We start from the raw sequence: 22,848 nt of genomic DNA, 5'->3' as shown, positions 1-22,848 counted from the left end.
GCACGGGCAGGGGGACCGTCCTCCCCTATCGCCACGCTTTCAGCCGGTCCGCGGCGGCCAGCATGTCTGCTTCCGGCCCGCAATAGCTGAAGCGGACGAAGCGGTTGCCGCGGGCATGGTCGAAGTCCAGGCCCGGCGTCGCGGCGATCCCCGCTTCCCGCAGCATCCGAGCGCAGAACGCCATGCTGTCGTTGGAGCGGTCGCTGATATCGGCGAAGATGTAGAACGCGCCCTCGGCCGGTGACAGGCGGGTGAACCCGGCCTCCGGCAGCGCCTGCAGCAGACGCGCGCGGGAGCGGCGGTAGCGCGCGATATTCGCCTGCAGTTCGTCATGGCAGTCAAACGCCGCCTCGGCCGCGACCTGGGAGATATAGGGTGCGCTGATGAACATATTCTGCGCCAGGCACTCGACCGGGCGCAGCAGATCCGGCGGCAGCACCAGCCAGCCGATCCGCCAGCCGGTCATCGAGAAATATTTGGAGAAGCTGTTCACCACGACGGCGCTATCGCTGAACTGGGCCGCCGAGGCGACCGGCTGGTCATAGGCCAGGCCATGATAGATTTCATCGCTGATCAGCCGCACGCCGTTCCGGTCGCACCAGCGGGCGATGGCAGCGAGTTCCTCCGCGTGGAGCATCGTCCCCGCCGGATTGCAGGGGCTGGCGACGATCAGCCCGTCCGGCAGCGGGTCCAGCTTCTCCAGCATGGCAATACTTGGCTGGAACCGCGTCTCGGGGCCGGCTTCCAGGATCACCGGGTGCATGCCCAGGGCAGTCAGGATATTGACATAGGGCGGATAGAACGGGGCCGCCATGGCGATGCGGTCGCCCCGGTCGAACGCCGCCAGGAATGCCAGCGGAAACGCTCCCGACGCGCCCACCGTCACCGCCACGCGGTCGGCGGACAGCCCGAACTCATACCAATCCCTGCCGTGCGCGGCGATGCGTTCGCGCAGGGAACGGATGCCGAAAGCCTCGGTGTAGCCCAGCGGATGGCCGGAACGCAGGGCTTCCTGCGCCGCCGCGACGGCGCCGGCCGGTGCGCCGGTGCCGGGCTGTCCGACTTCCATCCGGATGACATGCGGCGCCCCCGGCGCCAGGGCGGCCTGCCGCGCGTTGGCGGCGGCGATGACGTCCATGACCATGAAGGGCGGCGCGCTGGCACCTTTGCCGACTTTCAGGACCATGCACTCAACTCCTTACGAAGCCGGTTTTCCCGCAGGGCGCGAGCCCCCGGTACCGGCGGCCTCCGGGTACCGGCAACCCCAGGTACCGGCAACCCCAGGTACCGGCAACTCCAGGTACCGGCAACCCCAGGTACCGGCAACCCCAGGTACCGGCGGCCAGGCGGCGCGAACTCCGCACCCGAACAACGATCTGCCGGTCATGGGTCGTCAAGACCCTGTCACGCTCCGGACTCCGGCTCAGTTGGCGCCCAGGGCCAGGCCATATTCGCGCGGATCGATGGCCCAGCCACATTCCGTCTGCTCGCCGGGCAGGTAGCGGCCGCAGCCGATCACCGTCGCCCGACCGGGTTCAGGCACCTCGACAGCCATTGGCTGGCCGCTGCGCAAGGTGTTCATCATCCCGTAGGCGGCCGCGAGAGCCGCGCCGTCCTGGCCCGAGCCGCCGACCTCGGCCCGGAAGGCCTTCAGATTGTCGTTCCAGGCCAGGGCAGCGGCCAGCAGCGGCGGCGATACGACGGCCGGTGACGCGGCCGCCAGGAAGCCCATGGTCGGCACGAGGCGCCCGGTGCCAAACAGGTTGTTCATGGTCAGCGCGCAGACAACGGCATTGCCGTCGCGGTCCAGCGTGGCAAACGCGGTGGAGGCGGGCAGCGGCGGCAGGGTGGCCGCGGGCAGGTTGCTGGCCGCCAGCACCTGCTGCGCGTCAATGCCGCCCATCCGATACCGTGCGGCGACGGCCAGAGCGGTGGTCGCCGCCGTGGTCACGTCGTCGGGATGGCGCACCAGGACGTTGAATGCCGCCTGAGCCGCCAGGCCGCCATCCGCCGGCGGCGGCAGGAAGGCCACCTCGTCGTTGCGATAGGGCGTGACCAGCGGCGTCTCCAGCCTGGGCAGCGCCGCGCGGAGATCCGCGACGGAGACCGCGGCGCCGATCAGCGGCATCTGCTGCTGGATCGTGTTCGCCATGGCGCCGGTATACATGTCGCCCACGCCGCTGACGCGCAGACGGGAAAGGGTCGCGCCAAGATCCGGCTGCAGCAGGGTCTGCCCCTCGGTCAGCGGCACGCCGTTCTGGCTGAATACGGCGCGTGCCCCGGGATCCGCCAGCAGTGGGCCGGACACCGTGGCGATGTCCCGCACCAGCGCGCGGGATGCCGGCGTGCCGAAGCGGGCCAACTGCTCCGCGCGGGCGATGAGTCCCTCGAACTGTGCATGGCCATAACGTGCATGCAGCAGGAACAGCCCACGCGCCAGCATCGGCGTGGCCGCCGGCCGGTCGATGCTGGCGCCCGATGCCGTCGCGGCGGGCGGAACGAACACGATCGCCTCGGGTTTGCCGCCGTTGATGGACTTCGAACCGGCCGCATATGCCAGGCACGCCCCGCCGCCACCCAGGCCGGCGCGGGAGGGCAGGGTCACCGCCAGGGCGAAGCCCATCGCCACCGCGGCATCCGCGGCGTTGCCGCCCGCCGACAGGACTTCGCGCCCGATCAGCGCGGCCCTCGGCTCATCGGCCGCCACGCCGCCCAGGAATCCCTTTATGTAGCCGGGCGTCCCTGGCTGCGGGCCGCCGGTACCCAGCAGGCTGTCGCTGACGTTGCTGAGCGTCGAACAGCCCGGCAGCACCGCCAGCATCGCCAGCATCGCCCGGGCCTTGAGGCGCCGGCCGCGCGCCAGGCGGGAGATCGCGGGCCTGTTCCTTTCGGGAACGGGCATCGGACCCTCCATCAGGATCGGGTCGGACTGGCGCGATCGCGCTCTACTCAGCCAGCCAGGAAGCATCAATGGTCCCGTCGTCCCTTCGCCCGAATCCGGCATCCGCGCGGCTTGGTGGTGCCGTGTGGTCAGGTCGCGTGCCATAAACGCGTTCGGCAGAAGCGGCAACCGGATGTTCGCCCGATGGTCACCCGGATGGTCACCCGGATGTTCGCTTGGATGATCGGCCGCCGGGGCGCGGGAAGCCTTTCGCCATGGTTGGGCGGCGGGCTATTCTGTGCCGATCGCAAAGGGATTTCCGACCCATGTTCATCACCCGCGTCAGCCAAGCATCGGTCCTGCTCGGCCTGCTTGCAGTGCCGCTGCTGCCTGGGGCGGATGCCAGGGCCGATGGTTTCACACCGAAGCAACGGGCCGAGATCATCGCCATCGTCCGGGATGCCTTGAAACAGGATCCGTCGATCCTGCGTGACGCCGTGACGGCGCTGCAGGCGGATGAGGCCGCCAAGACTCAGGCCAGCACCCAGGCGGCGATCGGACGGCTGCAGGACAAGCTGGTATCGGCGGACGATCCGGTCGCCGGCAACCCGAAGGGCGATGTGACGATCGTCGAGTTCTTCGATACGCGCTGTCCCTATTGCCGCCGGATCGAGCCGGTGATGGAGGCGTTCCTCCGGCAGGACCGCAACGTCAGGCTGGTCTACAAGGACCTGCCGATCCTGGGTCCGGCCAGCGTCCTCGGGTCCAAGGCCCTGCTCGCGGCGCAGAAGCAGGATGGATATGAAAAGCTCCGCGAGCGGGTGATGACGTTGCCGCCCGACACCACCATGGCGCAGATTCAGTCCGCCGCGGAACAGGCCGGGCTCGATTGGCCGAAACTGTCGCGCGACATGGAGGATCCGTCGGTAAAGGCGCGCATCGATCACAACCTGGCATTGGCGCGCGCCCTGGAGATCCAGGGCACCCCGGCCCTGGTGGTCGGCAAGCAGCTGATTCCGGGGGCCGTCGACCTCAATGACCTGAAGGAAGCGGTGGCCGCGGCACGGAAGGGCTGAGCCGGCCGCAGCGCGAGCGGCAGGGCGGCACAAGGTCCTTGGCCCGCCCTGCCGGCCAATGCCCTATCGGCCAATGCCCCACGGTCGATGCCCGATAGTCGATGCCCGATGCTCTGCGGTTAATGAGCGTCGCCGCCGCCTCCGGTCGGCGGCCGTTTTAGCAGGAACGCCAGCGGCGCGACCAGGACGAACAGCACCGCCATGGCCACCAGGATGTCGTTATAGGCCATGACCAGCGCCTCGCGCTGCACCATGGCGTAGACCTGCTTCAGCGCCGCCAGCTCCGCGTCGCCGGGAATTCGCCCGTCCAGCGCCGCGGCGATCTGGTCCACCGTCTGCATCGCGCCGGCGCGGGCCCAGGTGACGGCTTCATTCAGTTGCACGCGGTGCAGGAAGCCACGGTCCTGCGCCATCGTGTTGATCAGCGCCAGGCCTATCGCGCCGCCCAGGTTGCGCATCAGGTTGTAGAGGCCGGATGCGTTCTTCAGCATCGAGGGCGGCAGGGTGCCGAGCGCGATCTGGTTGACGGGGATCATCGCGCACATGGTGCCGACGCCGCGCAGACCCAGCGGAAAGGCCATCTCGGCGAAAGACGACTGGTTGGTCAGCCCGGCTGTCAGCCACATCGCCCAGGCCATGATCAGGAACCCGCCCATCATCAGCAGGCGCACATCCATCCGCTGGGTCAGGCGGCCGATGACCGGTGCGGTGCCGAACATGGCCAGGCCGGTGATGAACATCGTCTCGCCGATCTGCAGGCTGTCGTAGCCACGGACACGGCCGAGAAACAGCGGGATAAGGTAGACCGACCCGTACAGGCAGACGCCGACCGCGAAGCTGGACAGGCAACCCACCGCGAAGTTCCGGTTGCGGAACGCACGCAGCTCGACCAACGGGTTGGGCCGCGTCAAGGTCCGGTGGAAGAATACGATCGCGCAGACCGCCGACGCGAAGGCGGCAAGGCGGATGCCGTCATCCTCGAACCACTGCCATCTCGGCCCTTCCTCCATCACATATTCCAGGCCGCCCAGGAACCCGGCCAGGGCGCCCAGCGCCATCCAGTCGAAACGCTGCATCAGGCTGCGGTCCGGACGGTCGATATCGATGCAGCTCCAGACCGTGACCGCGATCAGCGCGCCGACCGGCACGTTGATCAGGAACAGCCAGTGCCACGACATCTGCTCCGTCAGCCAACCGCCGAGGGTCGGCCCGATCGTCGGCGCCATCGTCGCGGTCAGGCCGATCAGCACGCTCATGCGCACACGCTGCGCGCCGGTGAACAACAGGAAGGAGGTGGCGAAGACCGTCGGGATCATCGCGCCGCCGATGAAGCCCTGCATCGCCCGGAAGGAGACCATGGCCGGCAGCGTCGTGGCGGTGGCGCACAGCAGGGAGAACAGGGTGAACCCGGTGGCCGAGGCGGTGAACAGGACCCGCGTCGACAGCAGGCGCGACAGGAAGCCCGAAAGCGGGATCATGACGATCTCGGCGATCAGGTAGCTGGTCTGGACCCAGCTTGCCTCGTCGGGTCCGGCGGCGAGCCCGGCCTGGATCTCGGAGATGGAGGCGCTGACGATCTGGATGTCCAGGATCGCCATGAACATCCCCAGCACCATGGCCATGAAGCCGATGAATTCCCGCCTTCCGACCGCGGGTGGGGCGAAGGAGCCGGCGGTCAGGGTCGCGCTCATGAAGCGGCACTCACTGTAAGACCGTGATCGGGAAGGCCGTGGTCGGGCAGGCTATTCGGCCGGTGCGCTGAGGTTGTGGAGGCTGGCCGGGCGCAGGCCGACGGTGTGGGCGCTGGCGGTGAACGTCGATGCCAGGCCGTCCAGCGCGCCCAGCAGAAAGCCGCGCGGGCGGGTCGGATCGGTCCGCGTGTCGATCTCGGCCTCCACCGACAGGCCGGGCCGCAGGAGGGCCAGGGTCGCGGCATCGCCGTCCAGGGCGACCCGCACGGGAACGCGCTGCACGATCTTGGTGAAGTTGCCGGTCGCGTTTTCGGGCGGCAGCAAGCTGAAGAGGGAACCGGTCGCCGGCGCCAGGCTCTCCACCTTGCCGTTGAGCGCCAGGCCCGGCAGCGCGTCGACGGTGATCGAGACCGGCTGACCGTCACGCACCCGGTGCAACTGGGTCTCCTTGAAGTTCGCGACCACCCATAGCCGGTTGGGCGGCGGGGCGACGGCGATCAGCTGCTGCCCCGGCCGGACATACTGGCCCAGCTGCGCGGCGCGGTTGCCGACGATGCCGTCGAACGGTGCGCGGATCACCGTGTGGTCCAGATCGGCCCTGGCGCGATCCACGGCCGCGCTGGCCTCGGATTGGCGCGCGGCTGCCTGAAGCAGCTGCGCCTGCAACACCGCGCGCTGGCGGCGGGCGGCCTGTTCCTCGGCGACCGCGGCAGCCAGGCTTGCGGCCGCCTTTCGCTGGTCGGCCACCGCCCGCTCATAGGTCTGACGGCTGGCAAAGCCCTGGCCGGACAAGGTGCTGTAGCGCTGTGCGTCGGATGTCGCGCGGTCCTGCTCCGCCTGCGCCTGCGCGATATGCGCGCGTGCCAGCTCGATCTGGGCATCCTGGGCGCCGATCTGCTCATGCAGCGTGCCCTGTGCGGCGGTGGCCTCGGCCAGCGATGCCTCGGCCTGCGCCAGCGCGGCGCGCCATGTCGTGCCCTCCAGCTCGATCAGCGTGTCGCCGGCACGAACCAGCTGGTTGTCCGTCACCTTGATCGCGGCGACATGGCCGTCGACCTGGGCCGACAGCACGGCGATATCCCCCTGGACATAGGCATTGTCGGTGCTTTCCAGGAAGCGGCCGACAGTCCAGTACCAGGAGCCGCCGACGACGAGGCCGATGCCGGCTGCCAGGAGCAGGGCAAGGCGGATGGTCTTCCGGCGGCGCGCGGGCGGCGGCGTGGCCGGAGCTTCGGAAACCTGCGGCTGGGCGGGCTTGATGTCGGAGATCGCGGTCATGCCTGTGATTCGATGGCCGGAGAAATAAAGGACTGAACCGTTCAGTTCAGTCTTGCGTGACGCGATAGATGCGCATACCTCCTGCGGCGTCAAGGGGGAACTGAACGGTTCAGTTCAGTTTGGCCTCCGAAAAAAGGGCGGAGTGGACTTCCGCCGGGAAGGATGCAGGATGGCTGTCGTGATGATCGCGGAACGCCCAGGCACCGCCGAGGCCGAATCGCCAAAGCGGAAGGCCATCCTTGAAGCCGCCAGCCGGCTGTTCATGGCCGAGGGCTACGGCGCCGTGTCGATGGACGCCATCGCTCGGGCCGCCTCCGTGTCCAAGGCGACGCTGTATGCTCATTTTGGTGCCAAGGACCGGTTGTTTGCCGCCATCATCACCGGCGCCTGTGAGCGGATGGAGCGCGAGCATTGCGGCGCACTGGAATCCGCCGGGCTGACGATCCGGGAGACCGTGCGGCTGGTCGGCCGCCATTGGCTGGAATTCATGCTGAGCGAGCCCGCCGTGGCGGTCCGTCGGATGGTGGTGGCGGAGGGGCCGAAGTTCCCGGAGCTGGCCCATGCCTTCTACGAGAACGGGCCGCGGGTCAGCCGGGCATGGCTGGCGGACTGGATCGCCGCCGAGACGGCGCGGGGACGCCTGACCTGCAAGGATCCGGAATGCGCGGCGGAGCAGTTCGTGGCATTGTTCACCGGCGACCTGATCCTGCGCGCGACGCTGGGGCTGGAGCCGCGCCCCGATCCGCTGGCGGTCGACCGCCAGATCGATGCCGCCACCGACACCTTCTGCCGCGCCTTCGCGGTGGGGATGCCAGGTCTCGTGGAGAACACTGCGGGGCGCTGATGGCCCCGGCGCGGTCCGTGGCCGCCGGTTACCGCCGCACGATGATATAGTGCATCGTGAAATTGAACCGGATGGCATCCGATCCGCCCGGAATGGGCGGAATCCGGGCATCGCGGAAAATCGCCTGCAATGCCATGTCGAGCCAGACAGAGCCGGAACGGCCAATCAGTTCCACGCTCGTGACTTTGCCGTCCGATCTGGCCTCGACGTGCACCCTGGCGGTGCCTTCCTCCAGGTTGGCGCGCGCTTCCGGCGGATAATAGGCGTGCTGTTCGACCCACCGGATCAACATGTTCCGCCAATCGGGCCCACCATTGTCATCGTCGATGTCACCGAACGGTGACGGGTTGTCCCTGCCCTTTCGCACGGGTCCGTAGCTGAACGCAGAAGCGCCTGACGAGGCCTGCTTCGACCGCAACCCCTTGGGGCCGCCGAGGCTGAAGTTCTCCGGCATCGGGAAGTCGGACGACCGTGAGGGCCGCGATTCCGGTTGCGCCAGCATGGGCGGCCGAGGCCGGGGCTGGGCGGCAGGCTTGGTAGGCGGCCGTCTAAGTGGCGCGGCGGGCTTTGCCGCCTCCCGAGGCGGCATGGGTGCCGGCGGCGGCGGTACCGGCAGGGGTTGCGGTACCGGCAGGGGTTCCGGCTGCGGCGACACCATTTCGGGCGACGGAGACGGCGCAGGTGCCACCGGCGCGGCCGCGGGTGGGGAGGGCATTGGCGTTGGCGGCCGTGGCCTCTCGGCCTGTTCGGATGGCGCAGGGGGACGCGGCGGTTCGGCGGGCTGTGGAGGATGCTGCTCCGCGACCGCCGGCTTTTCCGGTTCGGGTGGCGTTGCCGGAGTGGGCGGTGGTGTCGGTGGGGCGGCTTGCACCGGTCCTGCCGGTGGGGGTTCTATCGGGGGCACGGGCAGCGGCGGGCCAGCCTCCGACGGGGCCAAGCCGGGTTCCGGTGCCGATGGTCCGCTGCGGCTACCGCGCTCGAACACCATCTGTACCGGAGAAGCTGGCGGGACAAATTCCTCCCGGTCCTGGCGGTCGATCACCACAAGCAGAAGCACCAGAACAAGCAGGTGGATCGCGGCCGACACACCGGCGCTCCGGCGCAGGCGCCGTCCCGCTTCCAGCGCCTGGCGGCCACGCCGCCTGATGCGGGTTCGCAGGATGTGGCGCAGACGCGGGGAACGTCCCGGCATGGGACGGTCCGCTGGTGCAGGGATGGAGGGAAGGGACCCTGCCGAACGGGTGCCCGTCGATAAATCATCCTGGTGGGCCGTGGCGTCGATCTGCTCTGGCGCTTGCTTTTGTGCGCGTCCGAACGTCGGCTCCGTGCGCGGCCGTCGCGTGGTCACCGGGGCATGGTCCGCGTCAGCGGCGGCGCAGCAGGAACACGCCCTGCTCCCCGAACAGGTTCGCCAGCCAGGGGAAGCGGCGCCAGGGGCCCCGGCGGCCACGCTCGTTGGCGGCCAGCCAGGTCTCCACCGCGTAACCCTCCTGTTCGCACAGGGCGAAGAAATCGCGGATGGTGCAGGGGTGAATGTTGGGCGTCTCGTACCAGGGGCGGTCCCAGGTGGCAGTCATCGGCATGCGCCCGGAGGAAAGCAACTGCCATCGAACTTGCCAATGGCCAAAATTTGGAAAGCTGACGACGGCGTGGGTGCCGATGCGCAGCATCTGGGCCAGCACCTCGCGCGGTTTCTCGACCGCCTGCAACGCCCGCGACAGGACCACATAGTCGAACGCGCCGTCCGGATAGTGCGCGAGGTCGATATCGGCGTCCCCGTGCATCACGGGCAAGCCATGGGCAACGGCGCTGGTGACCTGCGCCATGTCGATCTCGATCCCGCGCGCATCGCAGCCCTTGGTCTGGAACAGGTGATCGATCAGCGTGCCATCGCCGCAGCCGATATCCAGCACCCGCGAGCCGGGCTCGATCATGCCGGCGATCAGAGCCAGGTCGACGCGGAGATTCTTCGCCAGGAACCGGACCGGATCCATCGTGGTCACGCCGCCGGCCTCGCGGGCGGCAGGCCGGCATGCATCGCGCAGCCGTTCACGAAACCGGCCAAGGCGCGATGAAAATCGGGCTCGTCCAGCAGGAAGGCATCGTGCCCCTTGTCGGTGGGAAATTCCACGAAGGACACGTTGGCGCCGGCGCGGTTCAGCGCGCGCGCGATGGCCCGGCTCTCGGTCGTCGGGAACAGCCAGTCGGAGGTAAACGAGGCCAGCAGGAAGCGCGTCCGGGTGCCCTTGAACGCCGCCGCCAGGTCGCCGCCGCAATCCGCCGCCAGGTCGAAATAGTCCATCGCGCGGGTGATGGTCAGATAGGAATTGGCGTCGAAGCGCTGCACGAAGGTGCTGCCCTGGTGGCGCAGGTAGCTTTCCACCTCGAACATCTCCCCGAACAGGGAGATCGCTTCGGCCGGCGCCTTCGGCGCGTTCTGCAGCCGGCGGCCGAACTTGCGGGTAAGGGCTTCCTCCGACAGATAGGTGATGTGGGCGCACATGCGCGCCACGGCGAGGCCGCGGGCGGGGATGCGGCCGGCCTGCCAGTAGCGGCCATTCCGCCAGTCGGGATCGGCGAAGATCGCTTGCCGGCCGACTTCATGGAAGGCGATGTTCTGCGCCGAGTGGTAGGCGGCGGTGGCGATCGGCAGGGCGGCGAAAACGGCCTCAGGGTAAAGCGCGGCCCATTGCAGGGCCTGCATCCCGCCCATCGAGCCGCCGATCACGGCGAACAGGCGCTCTATCCCGAAATGGTCGATCAGGCATTTCTGCGCGCGGACCATGTCGCGGATGGTGACCGGCGGGAAATCCGTGCCCCAGCGCTCACCGGTATCGGTTCGCGGCGATATCGGCCCGGTGCTGCCCATGCAGCCGCCCAGCACGTTCGGGCAGATGACGAAGAAGCGGTCGGTATCGATCGGCCTGCCGGGCCCGACCACGGCCTCCCACCAGCCGGGCTTGCCGGTGACCGGATGGCGTTCCGCCACATACTGGTCGCCGGTCAGCGCATGGCAGACCAGGACGGCGTTGCCGCGATCGGCGTTCAGCGTCCCGTACGTGCGATAGGCAACCGTATGCCCGTGCAGGACCGCGCCGCACTCCAACGGCAGGTCCTCGTTGAAGGTGACATGGCTATGGGGGACGTCGATTGATTGGATGGTCTGGTCCATCGTCGCGCCTCCATAGGACCTGCGCATGCCCGCGGCAACCGGTTCGGCACCGGAGGGCCTGCAACCCTTGCCGTTGCAGCGACGGCAACCGGGCCGCCAGAGGGGGATAGCATGCGCAGCGCGCAAGGTAGTGATAAGACGGGCTCATTCAAGCCAAGGACCATCGCCATGCCCGAACCCAGCAACCGCTACGACCTGACGGCTGCCCGGACCCACGGGCGGCCGGGCCGGGAGGTGAGGCCGCGGAGCCGTACCGTGGATGCGCATGCGCATGTCATGGTGCCGGCGGCGGTCGAGGCGGTGCGCGCGCATCAGCGGCCTGATCCCCGAGCGGCCGAGCTCAGCGAGGACACCCGAATCCTGACCCGCCGGCAGGCCGAGGACCGGATGCCGAACCTGGTGACTCTGAGCCTGCGGATGCGGGACTTCGAGGCGATGGCGCTGGACGCCCAGGTCATCAGCCCGGCGCCGGTGCAATGCTATTACGACGTCCCTGATGCCGTCGGGATCGAGGCCGCGCGGCTGGTCAACGACGGCATCGCGGCGATCGCCAGGGAGCGTCCGCAGCGCATCCCCGCCGCACTCGGTTCTGTTCCGCTCGGCGCCGGCGGTGAGGCCGCGGCGGCGGAGCTCACCTACTGCATGACAGACCTGAAGCTGAAGGGCGTGGAAGTCCTGGCGCATGTCGGCGACCGCGAATTGTCCGATCCGCTGTTCGAGCCCTTCTGGGCGCGGGCGGAGGAACTCGGCGCCGTGGTTTTCATCCATCCGGCCGGCTTTCCGGATACGCGGAGGTTCCGGCGCTTCTATTTCAGCAACATCATCGGCAATCCGCTGGATACCGCCGTGGCTCTGCACCACCTGATCTTTGACGGGGTGCTGGAGCGGTATCCGAAGCTGAAGATCCTCGCCGCGCATGGCGGCGGCTATCTGCCCGCCTATTCCGGCCGGATGGACCATGGCTGGGGCGCGCGCAGCGACGCGCATGGCAGCCTGCCCAAACCGCCCAGCTTCTACCTGAAGAAGATATACGTCGATACGATCGTATTTACGCCGCACCAACTGGCGGCACTGGTCGCCCTGCTCGGGGTCGACAAGGTGCTGCTGGGCACGGACTATCCCTACGACATGGGCGAATATGACCCGCTGGATCACATCGCGTCGGTCACCGCATTCTCCGACGCCGACCGGGCAGCCATCGCCGGCGGCAATGCACGGGCGCTGTTCGGGATTTAGGGCGCGATCGTCTGAAGCCGGTGCTCAGAAGGTGTGAATCGATCTTTTGAATCAAGGAGCTGGCGAACCATGACAGGGTCAGCCCGACCCTGTCATGGTTTAGGATTCTGAATGCCGCTCTCCGCTTCGTCGATGCGCCGGCGCTGTGCGCTTGATGCCATGGGCGCCCATTCCGCTCGTTCAGGACGCCTGGGGCGACGCCGCCAGCAACTGCTCGATCGGGTCCCAGACAAACGCGGTCTGTGCCACTTTTTCCCCGCCAATGCGGATCGACGCCTCGGCGATCGGCCGGCCGCCCAGGCGCTGGTAGAACCAGCGGCTCGGGTTCTCGCGCAACACCCAGCAGAAGGCCGATCTGCAGCCGATATCGGCCAGATGCGACCCCGCTGCCCGCATCAGCCGCCGGCCAATGCCACGGTCGCGCCAGTCATCCAGCACGTACAAGGTCTCCACCTCGCCTTCGGCCAGGCGCTTGCCCCCGATCTCGACATGTCGCGCGCGGCCGGCCGTGGCAAAGCCGATGATGCGCGGCCCGCTGCCCGAGGGAACGTCGGAGCCGGAGGCGGTGGCGACCAGTACGCCGGTGCCGCCCCGGATCGCAGCGTCATAATGCGCGGCCTGGCGGGAGACGGACAGGCGCGCCAGGAACAGGTCGGGCAGAATGCCGGGGTACGTGCTGCGCCAGGTCGCGACATGCACCGCGCCGATGGCGATCGCATCCGCGACGCGCGCCTTGCGCAACGAAATCATGCTGCCCGCTCCAGCACCGCAGTGAAAAAACCGTCGGTGCCGTGACCGGCCGGCGTCAGCGACAGGTAGTCCCCCTGATTCGGGGCGGGCGTCGCGAGGGGCCATGCTTCGCCCAGGGGAATGACCCGAAAGTCGGGATGGCGCGCAAGAAAGGCAGACACCTGAGCCTCATTCTCCTCTTGGAGCAGCGAGCAGGTAGCGTAGACCAGTCTGCCGCCCTTGCGAACCAGCGATTGCGCGAGGTCGAGAATCTCCGACTGTTTTGTCAGAAGCTCCATGAGGTCGGTCTCGGTCAGCCGCAGCCGCGCATCGGGATTGCGGCGCCAGGTACCGGTACCGGTGCAGGGTGCGTCGACCAGCACCCGGTCGAAGCCGCCCGCGCGGCGCTTCGCCCATTTATCGCCCGGGACCAGCAGATGCCTCTCGACGTTGTGCGCGCCGGCGCGGCGCAAGCGCCGCACGGCGCCGTCCAGCCGCGCAGCGGACACGTCACAGGCAACGATCTGGCCGCGGTTTTCCATCATAGCGGCCAGGGCCAGGGTCTTGCCGCCGGCGCCGGCGCACAGATCGACTACCCGCATGCCGGGCCTGGCGCCAGCGATCAGGGCGACCAGCTGGCTGCCCTCGTCCTGGATTTCCACCAGGCCATGCTGGAAGGCGGGACCGCTGGTCACCGGCCGGCGACCTTCGATGCGGAGCCCCCAGGGGGAGAAACGGGTTGGCCGAGCATCCCAGCCTTCGCCGGACAGGGCGGCGCGAGCCTGCTCACGCGTGGTCTTCAACAGGTTGACGCGCAGGTCGAGCGGCGCGGGTTCGGCGAGCGCCGCCATTTCGGTTGCCAGTGAGGCGCCGAACCGGGCTTGCAGGCGCGGCAGCAACCAGTCCGGGATCTCCAGCCGCACCGCGTCCGGCATCGCCGGATGGTCCCAACCATGGCCTGCGATCGGCCGCAACGCGGCGCGTTCCGTCTGGTCGAGGGACGCGGCGGCGAAGCGGCCGCCGGAAAACACCTCCGCCACGCTGTCGAGCGACCAGCCATCGAGGAGCAGCGAGGCGGCGATCAGCAGGCGTCCGGTCCGCGCCGTGTCGCGCAGCCACCAGCTCAGGCGGCGCCGCCCGCGCAGTACGTGCCAGACCCGCTCCGACACCGCGCGGCGGTCGTGCGAACCGATGTACCGCCGGGCGCGAAAGAAGTCATTGGCGACAGCGTCGGCGGGACGCGTCGGGGCGGCGTCGATCTCGATCAGAAGGTCGATCGCCGCGGCAATCCGGGCCGCGGGGGTCATGGATCAGCGACCGGCGCCGGATGGCGCGTGGCCGGTCATTCCTGGCGGGTGGCGTAGTTCGGCGCCTCGCGATCGATCGAGACGTCGTGGACATGGCTTTCCCGCAGACCGGCGCCCGTCACCCGGCGGAAGCGTGCCGTGGTCTGCAGGGACGCGATGTCCGGACTGCCGGTATAGCCCATGCCGGCGCGCAACCCGCCGACAAGCTGGTGCACCACGTTGCCCACCGGACCCTTGTAGCCCACCCGGCCTTCGACGCCTTCGGGCACCAGCTTCAGCTGGTCCTTGATGTCCTGCTGGAAGTATCGATCGGCGGACCCGCGCGCCATGGCGCCCAGGCTGCCCATGCCGCGATAGGATTTGTAGGAGCGGCCCTGGTAGAGGAACACCTCGCCGGGCGCTTCATCGGTGCCGGCCAGCAGGCTGCCGATCATCACGGCGTCGGCGCCGGCCGCGATCGCCTTCACGATGTCGCCGCTGGTCCGCATGCCGCCATCGGCGATGGCGGGAACCCCGTTCGCCCGGCAGGCGGCGGCGGTTTCCATCACCGCGGTGAACTGCGGCACGCCGACGCCCGCCACGACGCGCGTGGTGCAGATGCTGCCTGGGCCGATGCCGATCTTCACCGCGTCCACGCCCGCCGATATGAGGGCCAGCGCGCCTTCCGGCGTGGCGACGTTGCCGGCGATCACCTGGGTGGCGTTGGAGGTGCGCTTGATGGCCTCGACCGCGCGCAGCACGCCCTCGGAATGGCCGTGCGCGGTGTCGACGACGATCACGTCCGCCTCGGCGGCGATCAGCGCCTTCGCCCGCGCCTCCCCGTCCGGGCCGACACCAGTGGCGGCGGCGACGCGGAGGCGTCCAAGCTCGTCCTTGTTGGACAGCGGGTGGGATTCCGCCTTGTCCATGTCCTTGACGGTGATCAGGCCGATGCACCGATAGGCATCGTCGACCACCAGCAGTTTCTCGATCCGGTGCTTGTGCAGCAGGCGCCGTGCCTGGTCCGGACCGACATCGGCGGTCACCGTCACCAGGTTCTCCCGCGTCATCAGCTCATAGACCTTCAGGCTCGGTTCGCTGGCGAAGCGAACGTCGCGGTTCGTGACGATACCGACGAGGCGGTTCGTTTCACGCTCGACTACCGGGATGCCGCTGATGTGATGCGACGCCATTAGCGCCTTCACGTCGGCCAGGGTCTGGTCCGGGTAGATGGTCAGCGGGTTCACCACCATGCCGGATTCGAACTTCTTCACCCGCCGCACCTGGGCGGCCTGTTCCTCGGGCGAAAGGTTCTTGTGAATCACGCCCATGCCGCCCAATTGCGCCATGGCGATGGCCATCTCCGCCTCCGTCACCGTGTCCATGGCGGCGGATATCAGCGGTATGTTCAGTGCAATCTGTCTCGTCAGACGGGTTACGGTCGATACGCCGGACGGCAGGACCTGTGAATAGGCCGGCACCAGCAGGACATCGTCAAATGCCAGCGCTTCCTCAATACGACCATGTATTGATTGCGCCGGTATATCCGTGAGGGGTGTGTCCGAGGCGGCTGGAAGGGGGGAGTCGAGTGCCATGGGCGGTGGCCTTTCCGCTGTTGGCGGTTCCACATAGGCGGGTGGGCCAGAGTCTGCAAGCGCCAGTCTGCAAGCGCCAGTCTGCAAGCGCGAGTCTGCGAACGCGAGTCTGCAAGCGCCGCGTTGGCGACGGCCAGCCGAGGTTCAGCCGCGGGTCACCGGGGCGGAAGGCCGCGCCGGCGCTGGCCCGGATGGGGCGGGTGGTTGCGGTTTTGGCATCGGCCTGCCGCGCACCAGGGCACAGAACGCGTTCAGGTGGCTGGGCAGCATGTCCCGGGTGCGCGCGGCCGCGGTTTGCCAGGCATCCGGCGGCCTGGTCGCGAGGCTGCGGCCGCCGGTGTGGCAGACGGTATCGTCGCGCCGCTCCGGCGCCAGCAAGGCTTCCAGTTTGATCGCCATATCCCGCTGTGCCGCGAGCTCCTCGTCCGGCAGGGACCGCACACCGGCAAGAACCGCGGCAAAGGCGGGTCCCCTCAAGCTGGCGAGATGCGCGTCGCGCGCCCCGCTACCGGCGCATTGGTGGCCATCGGTCATGGTGGTTGCCAGCGCGTAAAGCCACATCAGCACCGCCGTCTGGCGCGCGCCGGGCAGGCTGGAAGCCGCAAGGTCGCGGGCCTGCAGTTCCGCCAGCCACAGGCTGCCGGTGACCAGGAAGCGCGTCTGTTCCCACATCAGCATGGCCAGCTCGCCGCGCGAGGCGCCCAGATCCGCCTTGCGGGCCATCACGCGGGTCCAGTTGCCGGCCTGCAAAGCCGCGTCGAGCTGGCCGGCGAAAGGCTGCGGGATGACCGGCACCTTGTCGTTTCGAAAGCGGCTGGCCAGAAGGCGGTGATCGTTCGGCGACAGCCGCAGCGGACTGCCGGCGAAGGCCGCGTCAGGCGTCCCGACAGGCAACGGGCTGAAGGCGCCCTGGGGCAAGGGGGCGCCCAACGACGACGCGCCGCCTTGGCTCAGGGCCGGGTTCACCGTCCAGCAGGCAGCCAGTGTCAGACCGATGAGCAGCGATCGCAGCACGGCCGGTTCATACGCGGTTCGCCGGCAGCGGGCCAGTGTGCTCAACCTTTGTGCTCAACCTTTGTGCTCAACCTTTGTGCCCGACCAATGTGCCCGATCAATGTGCTCGGGGCGATGTCGGGCTTCGGCGATGAGTCCACCGGTTTTCGCGGCCGGCCGCGACGGCAGCGTTGGCCTCGGCACAGGGCAGGGCTGCTTCTTTTGTTGAACGATAATCTTGATTCGATGTTGCGCTGCACAATACTCTGCTCTGAGTGTCTTACGTGTTTTAAGACGGGATGATTGGGCAGCATGAGACAATCCGATCAGCACGGGCATAAGTCTTCCGGGACTTCGCTCACGGCCTGGCTGCCGGTGCTGGCAGCGGCCGCCATCATGGCCACGGGATGCCTGAGCACGTTCCTCGTCCTTCAACTGGATGAGTTCCGGCCCAAGGTCGGCGACATGGTGGTGTTCAGGGCCGGCAGCCAGGATGCTGATGGCTGGCAAGTGACGATCCCGGCCACTGTCGTCTCACCGGACGGGCAGGCGACGGCGACCTGTACGCTTGATCCGAACGTCATCGCGGCGAAAGGTGGCAGCCTTGTCGTGGAGGCGCGGCAGGACCAGCCGACTTTGTTGTACCGGGTCCGTTGGGCCGGCGAGCATACGGCGCAGGGGGGCACGGATTGCGGCACGTCGGCGTCGCTGGATGTGACCCGGACCGATCTACAGCGGCTGGCGAATGCGGCGGGCGGCTTTGGGGTCGGCAACAAGGGCGTCACGCCATAGCCGCGGCGCCGGTCACGGTCTTTTTCCCGGCCGCGGCGGGCGTACGCCGGTCGCATCTGGCTTGATAAACCGCCATCTGTTATTGTCCAGGATCATTGACATGGTCCACTCCTCGCTATGATCCAGTCGCGGGCCGTGATCCAGCCGCGGACCGCCGGATGCGGCGGGCATCCGCGAGACGCCTTCGATCTGCTCGGACATGATGCGGTGGGGCGGCCGTTCAGTGTCGAGGGCACCTGATGTCGGCTACCACGATGCGTGACGGGCTGCGCGCTTCCAGCGCGCGGCACAACTGCGATGACCAGCCCGAGACCGTGTTCGAGGCGGTGATCGCGCCGTACCAAAGCCTGAACCGTCGTGGCATCATGATGCTGGGCGCGGCACTGGTTCTGGTCAGCCTCGTCGTGTCCATGCGCTGCCTTCTGGTTGGCGCCTGGCCGGTCATGGCGTTCTCCGGGGTCGAGATCGGCGCGGCGATCGGCCTGCTTCTGCTGCATCGCCGGCAGGCGCGGCGGCGGGAAATCATCCGGCTGAATGAAGCAGAGATCACGGTGGTGCGCACGGACCCGCAAGGCCGGGATCGCAGCGTGACGCTGCCCGTGGCCTGGCTGCAGGTGCATTTGGAAGAGACGTCAGCGGCCGGTGGCCGGCGGCTATGGCTGCGAAGCAGCGGCAGGGGGTTCGAGATAGGCGCGTTCCTGCATGAACCGGAACGCGAGTCGTTGTGTCAGGCGTTGAGGGACGCTGTCCATGACCTGCGTCATCCCACTTTTCACAATGCGCAGCTCATCGAACGGTAACGCCATGTGGACCGGTGCGTGACGGGGTAACGTTCAGGCTTCCGGCGGTCCCATCGACTTGATCAGGTCGAATATCCGCTTCCGTACCGAAGGATCGGTGATCCGATAATAGGCGCGTACCAGCTCAAGCGTTTCGCGCCGGCTGAGGGTATCATCGCCGAACGGGTCCGCCGCATCCTGACTGTTCCCGCCCCGGCGTTGCGGCGTGCCGCCGAACGTCGCCGCCAGGCTGTCCGGCATATCATCGAAAAAGAAGCTGATCGGGACATCCAGAACCCGCGAGAGATCGAACAGGCGCGATGCGCCGACCCGGTTCACGCCGCGTTCGTATTTCTGTACCTGCTGGAATGTCAGGCCGAGGGAATCACCCAACCGTTCCTGCGACATGCCCAGCAGTGTCCTGCGAAGGCGTATGCGCGAACCGACATGGACATCGATCGGGCTGGGGCGGCTTTCCTTTTCATTATTCATGAGCTGTTCGGCCCCCACCACCATGATGATTCCCCTCCATATCCACCATCGCCCAAATCGTTCGGTCCGGTCCCCGGACACAACCGCCTCTGGGCACAACCGCCTCTGGCGGACGCGCGAAACTCTACGCTATTTTCGAAAAGTTGCAACCAAAAATTGTTAATACTTAGAAAACCGGGAGGGCTCAGGCTATTAACGCGTGAACGGAATTTTGTTTTGGACGATTTTACAAGTTAAACATACGAAAGCGTGTAACCAAGCCGACCGCCACTGCTATCACGCCTAGTGCCAACGGTAATGTAAGTCCTAGCCGTGCATAGAGCGTACTTACAATCGCAGGAGGTAATACTACAGATAAAATCCCGGTCTGATTGAGGGCGAGCCGCGCGACCTCATGGCCCCTGGCATCGAAAACCGCGGAAATTCCGGTGTTTGCAGCACGAACCAGCGGCAGCCCTTCCTCGACCGCTCGCAAGCGCGCCGCCGCCAGGTGCTGCCGGGGGCCTGACGAGTTGCCGAACCAGGCATCATTCGTCACGTTGACCAGCCAGCTCGGCCGCATCGACGGATCGACGATCTGGCCGGAAAAGATCGCTTCATAGCAGATCAGCGCGCCCGCCGGCGGCAAGCCGGGAATGGCCAGGGTGCGAGGACCATCGCCGGCTCGAAAGCCACCGCCGGGAAAGATTTCGAACCAGGACGGCCACCAGCCCGGCTGGTATTCCCCAAACGGCACCAGATGCCATTTGTCATACAGATCCGCGATCGCCCCACCCGGCCCAAGGACGAACAGGCTGTTGCGCGGGCGGTCGGAGCGGTCGAAGCGGATGCCGCCGATCAGGGCGGGAAGACCCCCGGCTGCCTCGGCAATCAGCGTCCGGGCGGGCGCGTCCGTTTCCAGCAGCGCCGGGCTGGCGGTTTCCGGCCAGATCACCACCGCGGGACCGGTTACGCCGGCGACCGCCTGTTGCGTCATGGCCAGGTAATGCCGGAAGATCGCGACCATCCGCGAACGGTCCCACTTCATGTCCTGGGCCACGTTGCCCTGGATGACCAGGACGGTAACGCCGGTGGCTGGGGGCTGCGGCTGATCGAGGCGCACCAGACCGAAAAGCGCCCAGGCCGCGAGCAGCCCGATCCCGGCGGCGCGCCATCGCCATCTCAGCAGCGGCAATCCGGCAACGAACATGGTCGCGAACGTTAGCCCATGCACGCCAATCAGCGCGGCCGGCTGAATCATGACGTCGCCGATGCGGTTCGGCATGGCCCACACGCTGCCCAGCGGATTCCATGGGAATCCCGAAAGCGCGAACTGCCGGGCGAGATCGGCCAAGGTCCAGGCGCCGGCGAATGTCAGCAGACGGGGCCAGCCGAACCGCGCCAGCCGCGTCACCGCACAGGCCGCCGCGATGAACACCGCCAGGAAGGCCGACAGCCCGGGAACCGCGAACGGGACGACCCACCAGAACCGCGCGGCCTCGAACAGGATGGCCTCGGTCACCCAGTACAGGGAAGCCACGTACAAGCCCAGGCCGAACCACCAGCCCCGCCGTGCCGCCGCGCGCGGTCCGGCGGCGAGGCCGATCTGGCGCAGCAGCGCCGGGATCGTCAGCAACAGCACCGGCACCGCGTGCACCGGCGGCAGTGCCAGGGCCGAAACCGTACCGCCCAGCAGGCTGACCAGATCGGCCCGCCAGCCACGCAACCCATCGAACCGCTCGATCAGCCGAGCGACGAGGCCATGCGCCATCGGGTCGGCTCAGTCCGCGATCTCGCGCGTCTGACGCTCATAATGGCGATAGTATTTCTCGGTCACGAGATCGGTCTGCACCACGACGGCCACGTCTATCGTGTTGAAGTCGGCGTCGATGACCGCCCCATCGCCGACGAAACCGCCGAGGCGAAGATAGCCCTTGATCAGCGGTGGCAACCGGTTGAGCGCGGATGGCGGGTGGATGGCCGCGCGGTCGAGCCGCTGCATCGGCACGTAGCGGGACGCCAGTGCGCGAGGGCGGATCTCGGGCGGGGCGAGGTGGTGATAATAGAGGTAGCTCAGCTCCTCGGCCAACGCGTCCGGATCGGTGCCCGGCAGGCTGGCGCAGCCGAACATCAGGTCGATCTGGTGATGGAAGACATAGGCCGCGATGCCGCGCCACAGAAGCTGCATCACCGCCCGATTGCGGTAGCCCGCATCCACGCAGGAACGGCCCAGCTCCAGGATGGCGCCGGGATGCGCCTCGATGCGGCTGATGTCGTATTCTCCGGCTGAATAGAACTGCCCGGCACGGCGTGCCCCATCGCGGCGGATCAGCCGATAGGTTCCGACGACGCTGTCGGCACCGTCGCCCAGAGAGTGGTCGACCACCACCAGATGGTCGGCGACCGCATCGAACAGGTCGCGGTCCCGCTGGGTCGCCCTGGTTTCGGCGCTCTGGCGCGCGCCGAGCTCGCCGTAGAACACGCGGTAGCGCAGCGCCTGGACCGCATCGATATCCGCGCCGGATAACGCCAGGCGGACCCCCAGATTGCCGGCCGTCAGTTCGGGAAAGGCTCCGGTCGAGACAGCGCCTGCCATGGTTGGATGCTCCCTGCGCGACTACAGCGCGTCGTCGACACGCAAGAGGGCGCGTTTGGTCTGAAATACCCGGCTTCCACCGACAGGCAGGGGGGCTGGGCACCCCGCGGCTGGTGATGACCGCATATCAGCCGCTGTTGGGTTCGTCCTGATCGTATGCCCTGTCGGAGACATCATTGGCACCTTTTTCGCGCCGCCGCCCGAACAGTTCCAGCTTGATGGACACCAGGTCAAATCCAAGCCGCGCGGCGATGACCCGCAAAAGCTCCTCGTGATCGGCGTCCTGGAATTCGATGACCTTGCCCGTGTCCACGTCGATCAGGTGGTAGTGGTGGTGGTCTTCGGTTGGCTCATAGCGGGCCCGTCCGCCGCCGAAATCGCGCCGTTCCAGGATACCCTGCTCCTCGAACAGCCGGACGGTGCGGTAGACGGTGGCGATGGAGATATGCTGATCCAGCGCCGAGGCGCGCCGATAAAGCTCCTCCACGTCCGGATGGTCGCTGGCGTCGGACAGCACGCGTGCGACGACGCGTCGCTGGCCTGTCATTTTCAGGCCGCGCTCGACGCATAGGCGCTCAATGCGCGATTCCATTCGGCTCCTTGCTCATCAGCATCCCGGCGCGGGGACAGGCGATCACGGAATACAATGTGGGAGCCTCACAGGGAAGTGCGAGGGATCGGAGACCAATCTCTGCCAAGGGTGTCCCGGCTGCCCGACCTGGGCAGAGGCCAAACGCGGCGCCGTCCGTGAAGCGGATACCCGGCGGGACGCGATGATTCCCGCCCAGGCAAGGATAGGCGAGGCAGGATAGGCGAGGCCGGGCAGGCGAGGTGGGGCAGGCGAGGTGGGGCAGGCGAGGTCGGGCAGGGAACCCGATTTCAGCGCGGCCCGACTCCACGCGACCTGATCCCGCGTGAAAGACCGCAGGGTTACTCGGCCGCGACTCGCCGCGTGCCCAGCCCGATCTGCTTGGCCAGGGATGACCGCTTCTCGGCGTAATTGGGCGCCACCATCGGATAGCTGGGATCGAGGCCCCATTTCGCGCGGTACTGCTCCGGCGTCATGTTGAACGCGGTTGCCAGGTGGCGCTTCAGCATCTTCAGGCGCTTCCCGTCCTCCAGGCAGACGATATAGTCCGGAAACACCGACTTCTTGATCGGCACCGCGGGTTGTGCCCGTTCGGCCACAGGCTCCGACCCAGGCTGTCCGATGCCGGACAGCGTTCTGTAGACTTCACGGATCACGGTCGGCACCCGCTCGATCTCGACCGGATTGTTGGCGAGGTGTGCCGCGACAATCTGTGCTGTGAGGGCCAGCAGGTTGCTGTCTGCCTCCTTCTCGGACATGCCGGTAACCTTTCGGGGTGATAGAATCGACTCTATATATGAATTCTTGCCGGCTGTTTCGCAACTGCGACTGAATTCATCC

Annotated in this window: 21 protein-coding genes; 5 read left to right on the top strand and 16 right to left on the bottom strand. The window is 67.5% G+C overall.

The annotated features are described in order from the left end of the window. Positions 1–25: 25 nt before the first annotated feature. Positions 26–1,186, bottom strand: coding sequence for a pyridoxal phosphate-dependent aminotransferase (locus VHC04_RS05105; RefSeq protein WP_325678674.1), 1,161 nt, complete (start codon positions 1,184–1,186; stop codon positions 26–28). A gap of 237 nt (positions 1,187–1,423) precedes the next feature. After that, complete coding sequence (locus VHC04_RS05100) at positions 1,424–2,902, bottom strand: gamma-glutamyltransferase (protein ID WP_325678672.1); 1,479 nt, start codon at positions 2,900–2,902, stop codon at positions 1,424–1,426. 305 nt (positions 2,903–3,207) lie between these two features. On the opposite strand from VHC04_RS05100, the gene VHC04_RS05095 reads away from it, so the two are divergent. Then, positions 3,208–3,957: a DsbA family protein gene (locus VHC04_RS05095; RefSeq protein ID WP_325678670.1), complete on the top strand. Its 750-nt coding sequence runs from the start codon at positions 3,208–3,210 to the stop codon at positions 3,955–3,957. A 119-nt stretch (positions 3,958–4,076) separates the two neighbouring features. Here VHC04_RS05095 and VHC04_RS05090 read toward each other — a convergent pair whose 3' ends face one another. Further along, positions 4,077–5,648: a DHA2 family efflux MFS transporter permease subunit gene (locus VHC04_RS05090; RefSeq protein ID WP_325678668.1), complete on the bottom strand. Its 1,572-nt coding sequence runs from the start codon at positions 5,646–5,648 to the stop codon at positions 4,077–4,079. A 51-nt stretch (positions 5,649–5,699) separates the two neighbouring features. Continuing rightward, positions 5,700–6,926 carry an HlyD family secretion protein gene (locus VHC04_RS05085; protein ID WP_325678666.1) on the bottom strand — a complete coding sequence of 409 codons (1,227 nt, stop codon included), beginning with the start codon at positions 6,924–6,926 and terminating at the stop codon, positions 5,700–5,702. A gap of 181 nt (positions 6,927–7,107) precedes the next feature. Here VHC04_RS05085 and VHC04_RS05080 point away from each other — a divergent pair, with 181 nt between their 5' ends. Then, positions 7,108–7,770, top strand: a complete 663-nt coding sequence (locus VHC04_RS05080) for a TetR/AcrR family transcriptional regulator (protein ID WP_325678664.1) — start codon at positions 7,108–7,110, stop codon at positions 7,768–7,770. Between the two features lie 28 nt (positions 7,771–7,798). Here the strand turns inward: VHC04_RS05080 and VHC04_RS05075 are convergent, their stop codons facing one another. The 3 genes from VHC04_RS05075 to metX form a co-directional block, all read right to left on the bottom strand. Continuing rightward, on the bottom strand, positions 7,799–8,062 hold the full coding sequence (locus VHC04_RS05075) for a TonB family protein (RefSeq protein ID WP_325678662.1): 264 nt from the start codon (positions 8,060–8,062) through the stop codon (positions 7,799–7,801). Positions 8,063–9,134: 1,072 nt separating this feature from the next. Beyond that, entirely contained in the window at positions 9,135–9,764 is a 630-nt protein-coding gene (metW, locus tag VHC04_RS05070; RefSeq protein ID WP_325679057.1) for a methionine biosynthesis protein MetW, read from the bottom strand. A gap of 5 nt (positions 9,765–9,769) precedes the next feature. Next, on the bottom strand, positions 9,770–10,942 hold the full coding sequence (metX, locus tag VHC04_RS05065; RefSeq protein WP_325678660.1) for a homoserine O-acetyltransferase MetX: 1,173 nt from the start codon (positions 10,940–10,942) through the stop codon (positions 9,770–9,772). A gap of 168 nt (positions 10,943–11,110) precedes the next feature. Between metX and VHC04_RS05060 the strand changes: the two genes are divergently transcribed. Beyond that, positions 11,111–12,178 (top strand): amidohydrolase family protein, encoded by a 1,068-nt coding sequence (locus tag VHC04_RS05060; RefSeq protein WP_325678658.1) that lies wholly within the window; start codon positions 11,111–11,113, stop codon positions 12,176–12,178. Between the two features lie 180 nt (positions 12,179–12,358). Here VHC04_RS05060 and VHC04_RS05055 read toward each other — a convergent pair whose 3' ends face one another. From VHC04_RS05055 to VHC04_RS05040, 4 genes are all read right to left on the bottom strand, one after another. Then, on the bottom strand, positions 12,359–12,928 hold the full coding sequence (locus VHC04_RS05055) for a GNAT family N-acetyltransferase (RefSeq protein WP_325678657.1): 570 nt from the start codon (positions 12,926–12,928) through the stop codon (positions 12,359–12,361). Further along, positions 12,925–14,214 carry an RsmB/NOP family class I SAM-dependent RNA methyltransferase gene (locus VHC04_RS05050; RefSeq protein ID WP_325678655.1) on the bottom strand — a complete coding sequence of 430 codons (1,290 nt, stop codon included), beginning with the start codon at positions 14,212–14,214 and terminating at the stop codon, positions 12,925–12,927. The genes VHC04_RS05055 and VHC04_RS05050 overlap by 4 nt, the downstream gene beginning before the upstream one ends. Positions 14,215–14,249: 35 nt before the next feature. Further along, positions 14,250–15,788, bottom strand: a complete 1,539-nt coding sequence (gene guaB / locus VHC04_RS05045) for an IMP dehydrogenase (protein ID WP_325678653.1) — start codon at positions 15,786–15,788, stop codon at positions 14,250–14,252. A 144-nt stretch (positions 15,789–15,932) separates the two neighbouring features. Then, on the bottom strand, positions 15,933–16,802 hold the full coding sequence (locus VHC04_RS05040) for a hypothetical protein (RefSeq protein WP_325678651.1): 870 nt from the start codon (positions 16,800–16,802) through the stop codon (positions 15,933–15,935). Between the two features lie 291 nt (positions 16,803–17,093). Between VHC04_RS05040 and VHC04_RS05035 the strand changes: the two genes are divergently transcribed. Further along, positions 17,094–17,573: a hypothetical protein gene (locus VHC04_RS05035; protein ID WP_325678649.1), complete on the top strand. Its 480-nt coding sequence runs from the start codon at positions 17,094–17,096 to the stop codon at positions 17,571–17,573. A 314-nt stretch (positions 17,574–17,887) separates the two neighbouring features. Beyond that, positions 17,888–18,373 (top strand): DUF2244 domain-containing protein, encoded by a 486-nt coding sequence (locus VHC04_RS05030; RefSeq protein WP_325678647.1) that lies wholly within the window; start codon positions 17,888–17,890, stop codon positions 18,371–18,373. A gap of 33 nt (positions 18,374–18,406) precedes the next feature. Here VHC04_RS05030 and VHC04_RS05025 read toward each other — a convergent pair whose 3' ends face one another. The 5 genes from VHC04_RS05025 to VHC04_RS05005 all read right to left on the bottom strand — a co-directional run bounded on the left by VHC04_RS05025 (position 18,407) and on the right by VHC04_RS05005 (position 22,766). After that, positions 18,407–18,844 carry a helix-turn-helix domain-containing protein gene (locus tag VHC04_RS05025; RefSeq protein WP_325678645.1) on the bottom strand — a complete coding sequence of 146 codons (438 nt, stop codon included), beginning with the start codon at positions 18,842–18,844 and terminating at the stop codon, positions 18,407–18,409. 226 nt (positions 18,845–19,070) lie between these two features. Further along, a complete protein-coding gene (gene lnt, locus VHC04_RS05020) occupies positions 19,071–20,594 on the bottom strand; it encodes an apolipoprotein N-acyltransferase (RefSeq protein WP_325678643.1) in 1,524 nt (507 codons plus the stop codon). 9 nt (positions 20,595–20,603) lie between these two features. After that, complete coding sequence (locus VHC04_RS05015) at positions 20,604–21,419, bottom strand: GNAT family N-acetyltransferase (protein WP_325678641.1); 816 nt, start codon at positions 21,417–21,419, stop codon at positions 20,604–20,606. 127 nt (positions 21,420–21,546) lie between these two features. Then, on the bottom strand, positions 21,547–22,011 hold the full coding sequence (locus tag VHC04_RS05010; protein ID WP_325678639.1) for a Fur family transcriptional regulator: 465 nt from the start codon (positions 22,009–22,011) through the stop codon (positions 21,547–21,549). A gap of 338 nt (positions 22,012–22,349) precedes the next feature. Continuing rightward, positions 22,350–22,766 (bottom strand): MucR family transcriptional regulator, encoded by a 417-nt coding sequence (locus VHC04_RS05005; RefSeq protein ID WP_325678637.1) that lies wholly within the window; start codon positions 22,764–22,766, stop codon positions 22,350–22,352. Positions 22,767–22,848 lie beyond the last annotated feature (82 nt).

The organism is Rhodopila sp., assembly GCF_035548095.1.
Lineage (GTDB): Bacteria > Pseudomonadota > Alphaproteobacteria > Acetobacterales > Acetobacteraceae > Rhodopila.
This window is presented reverse-complemented; position numbering and strand designations above follow the sequence as displayed.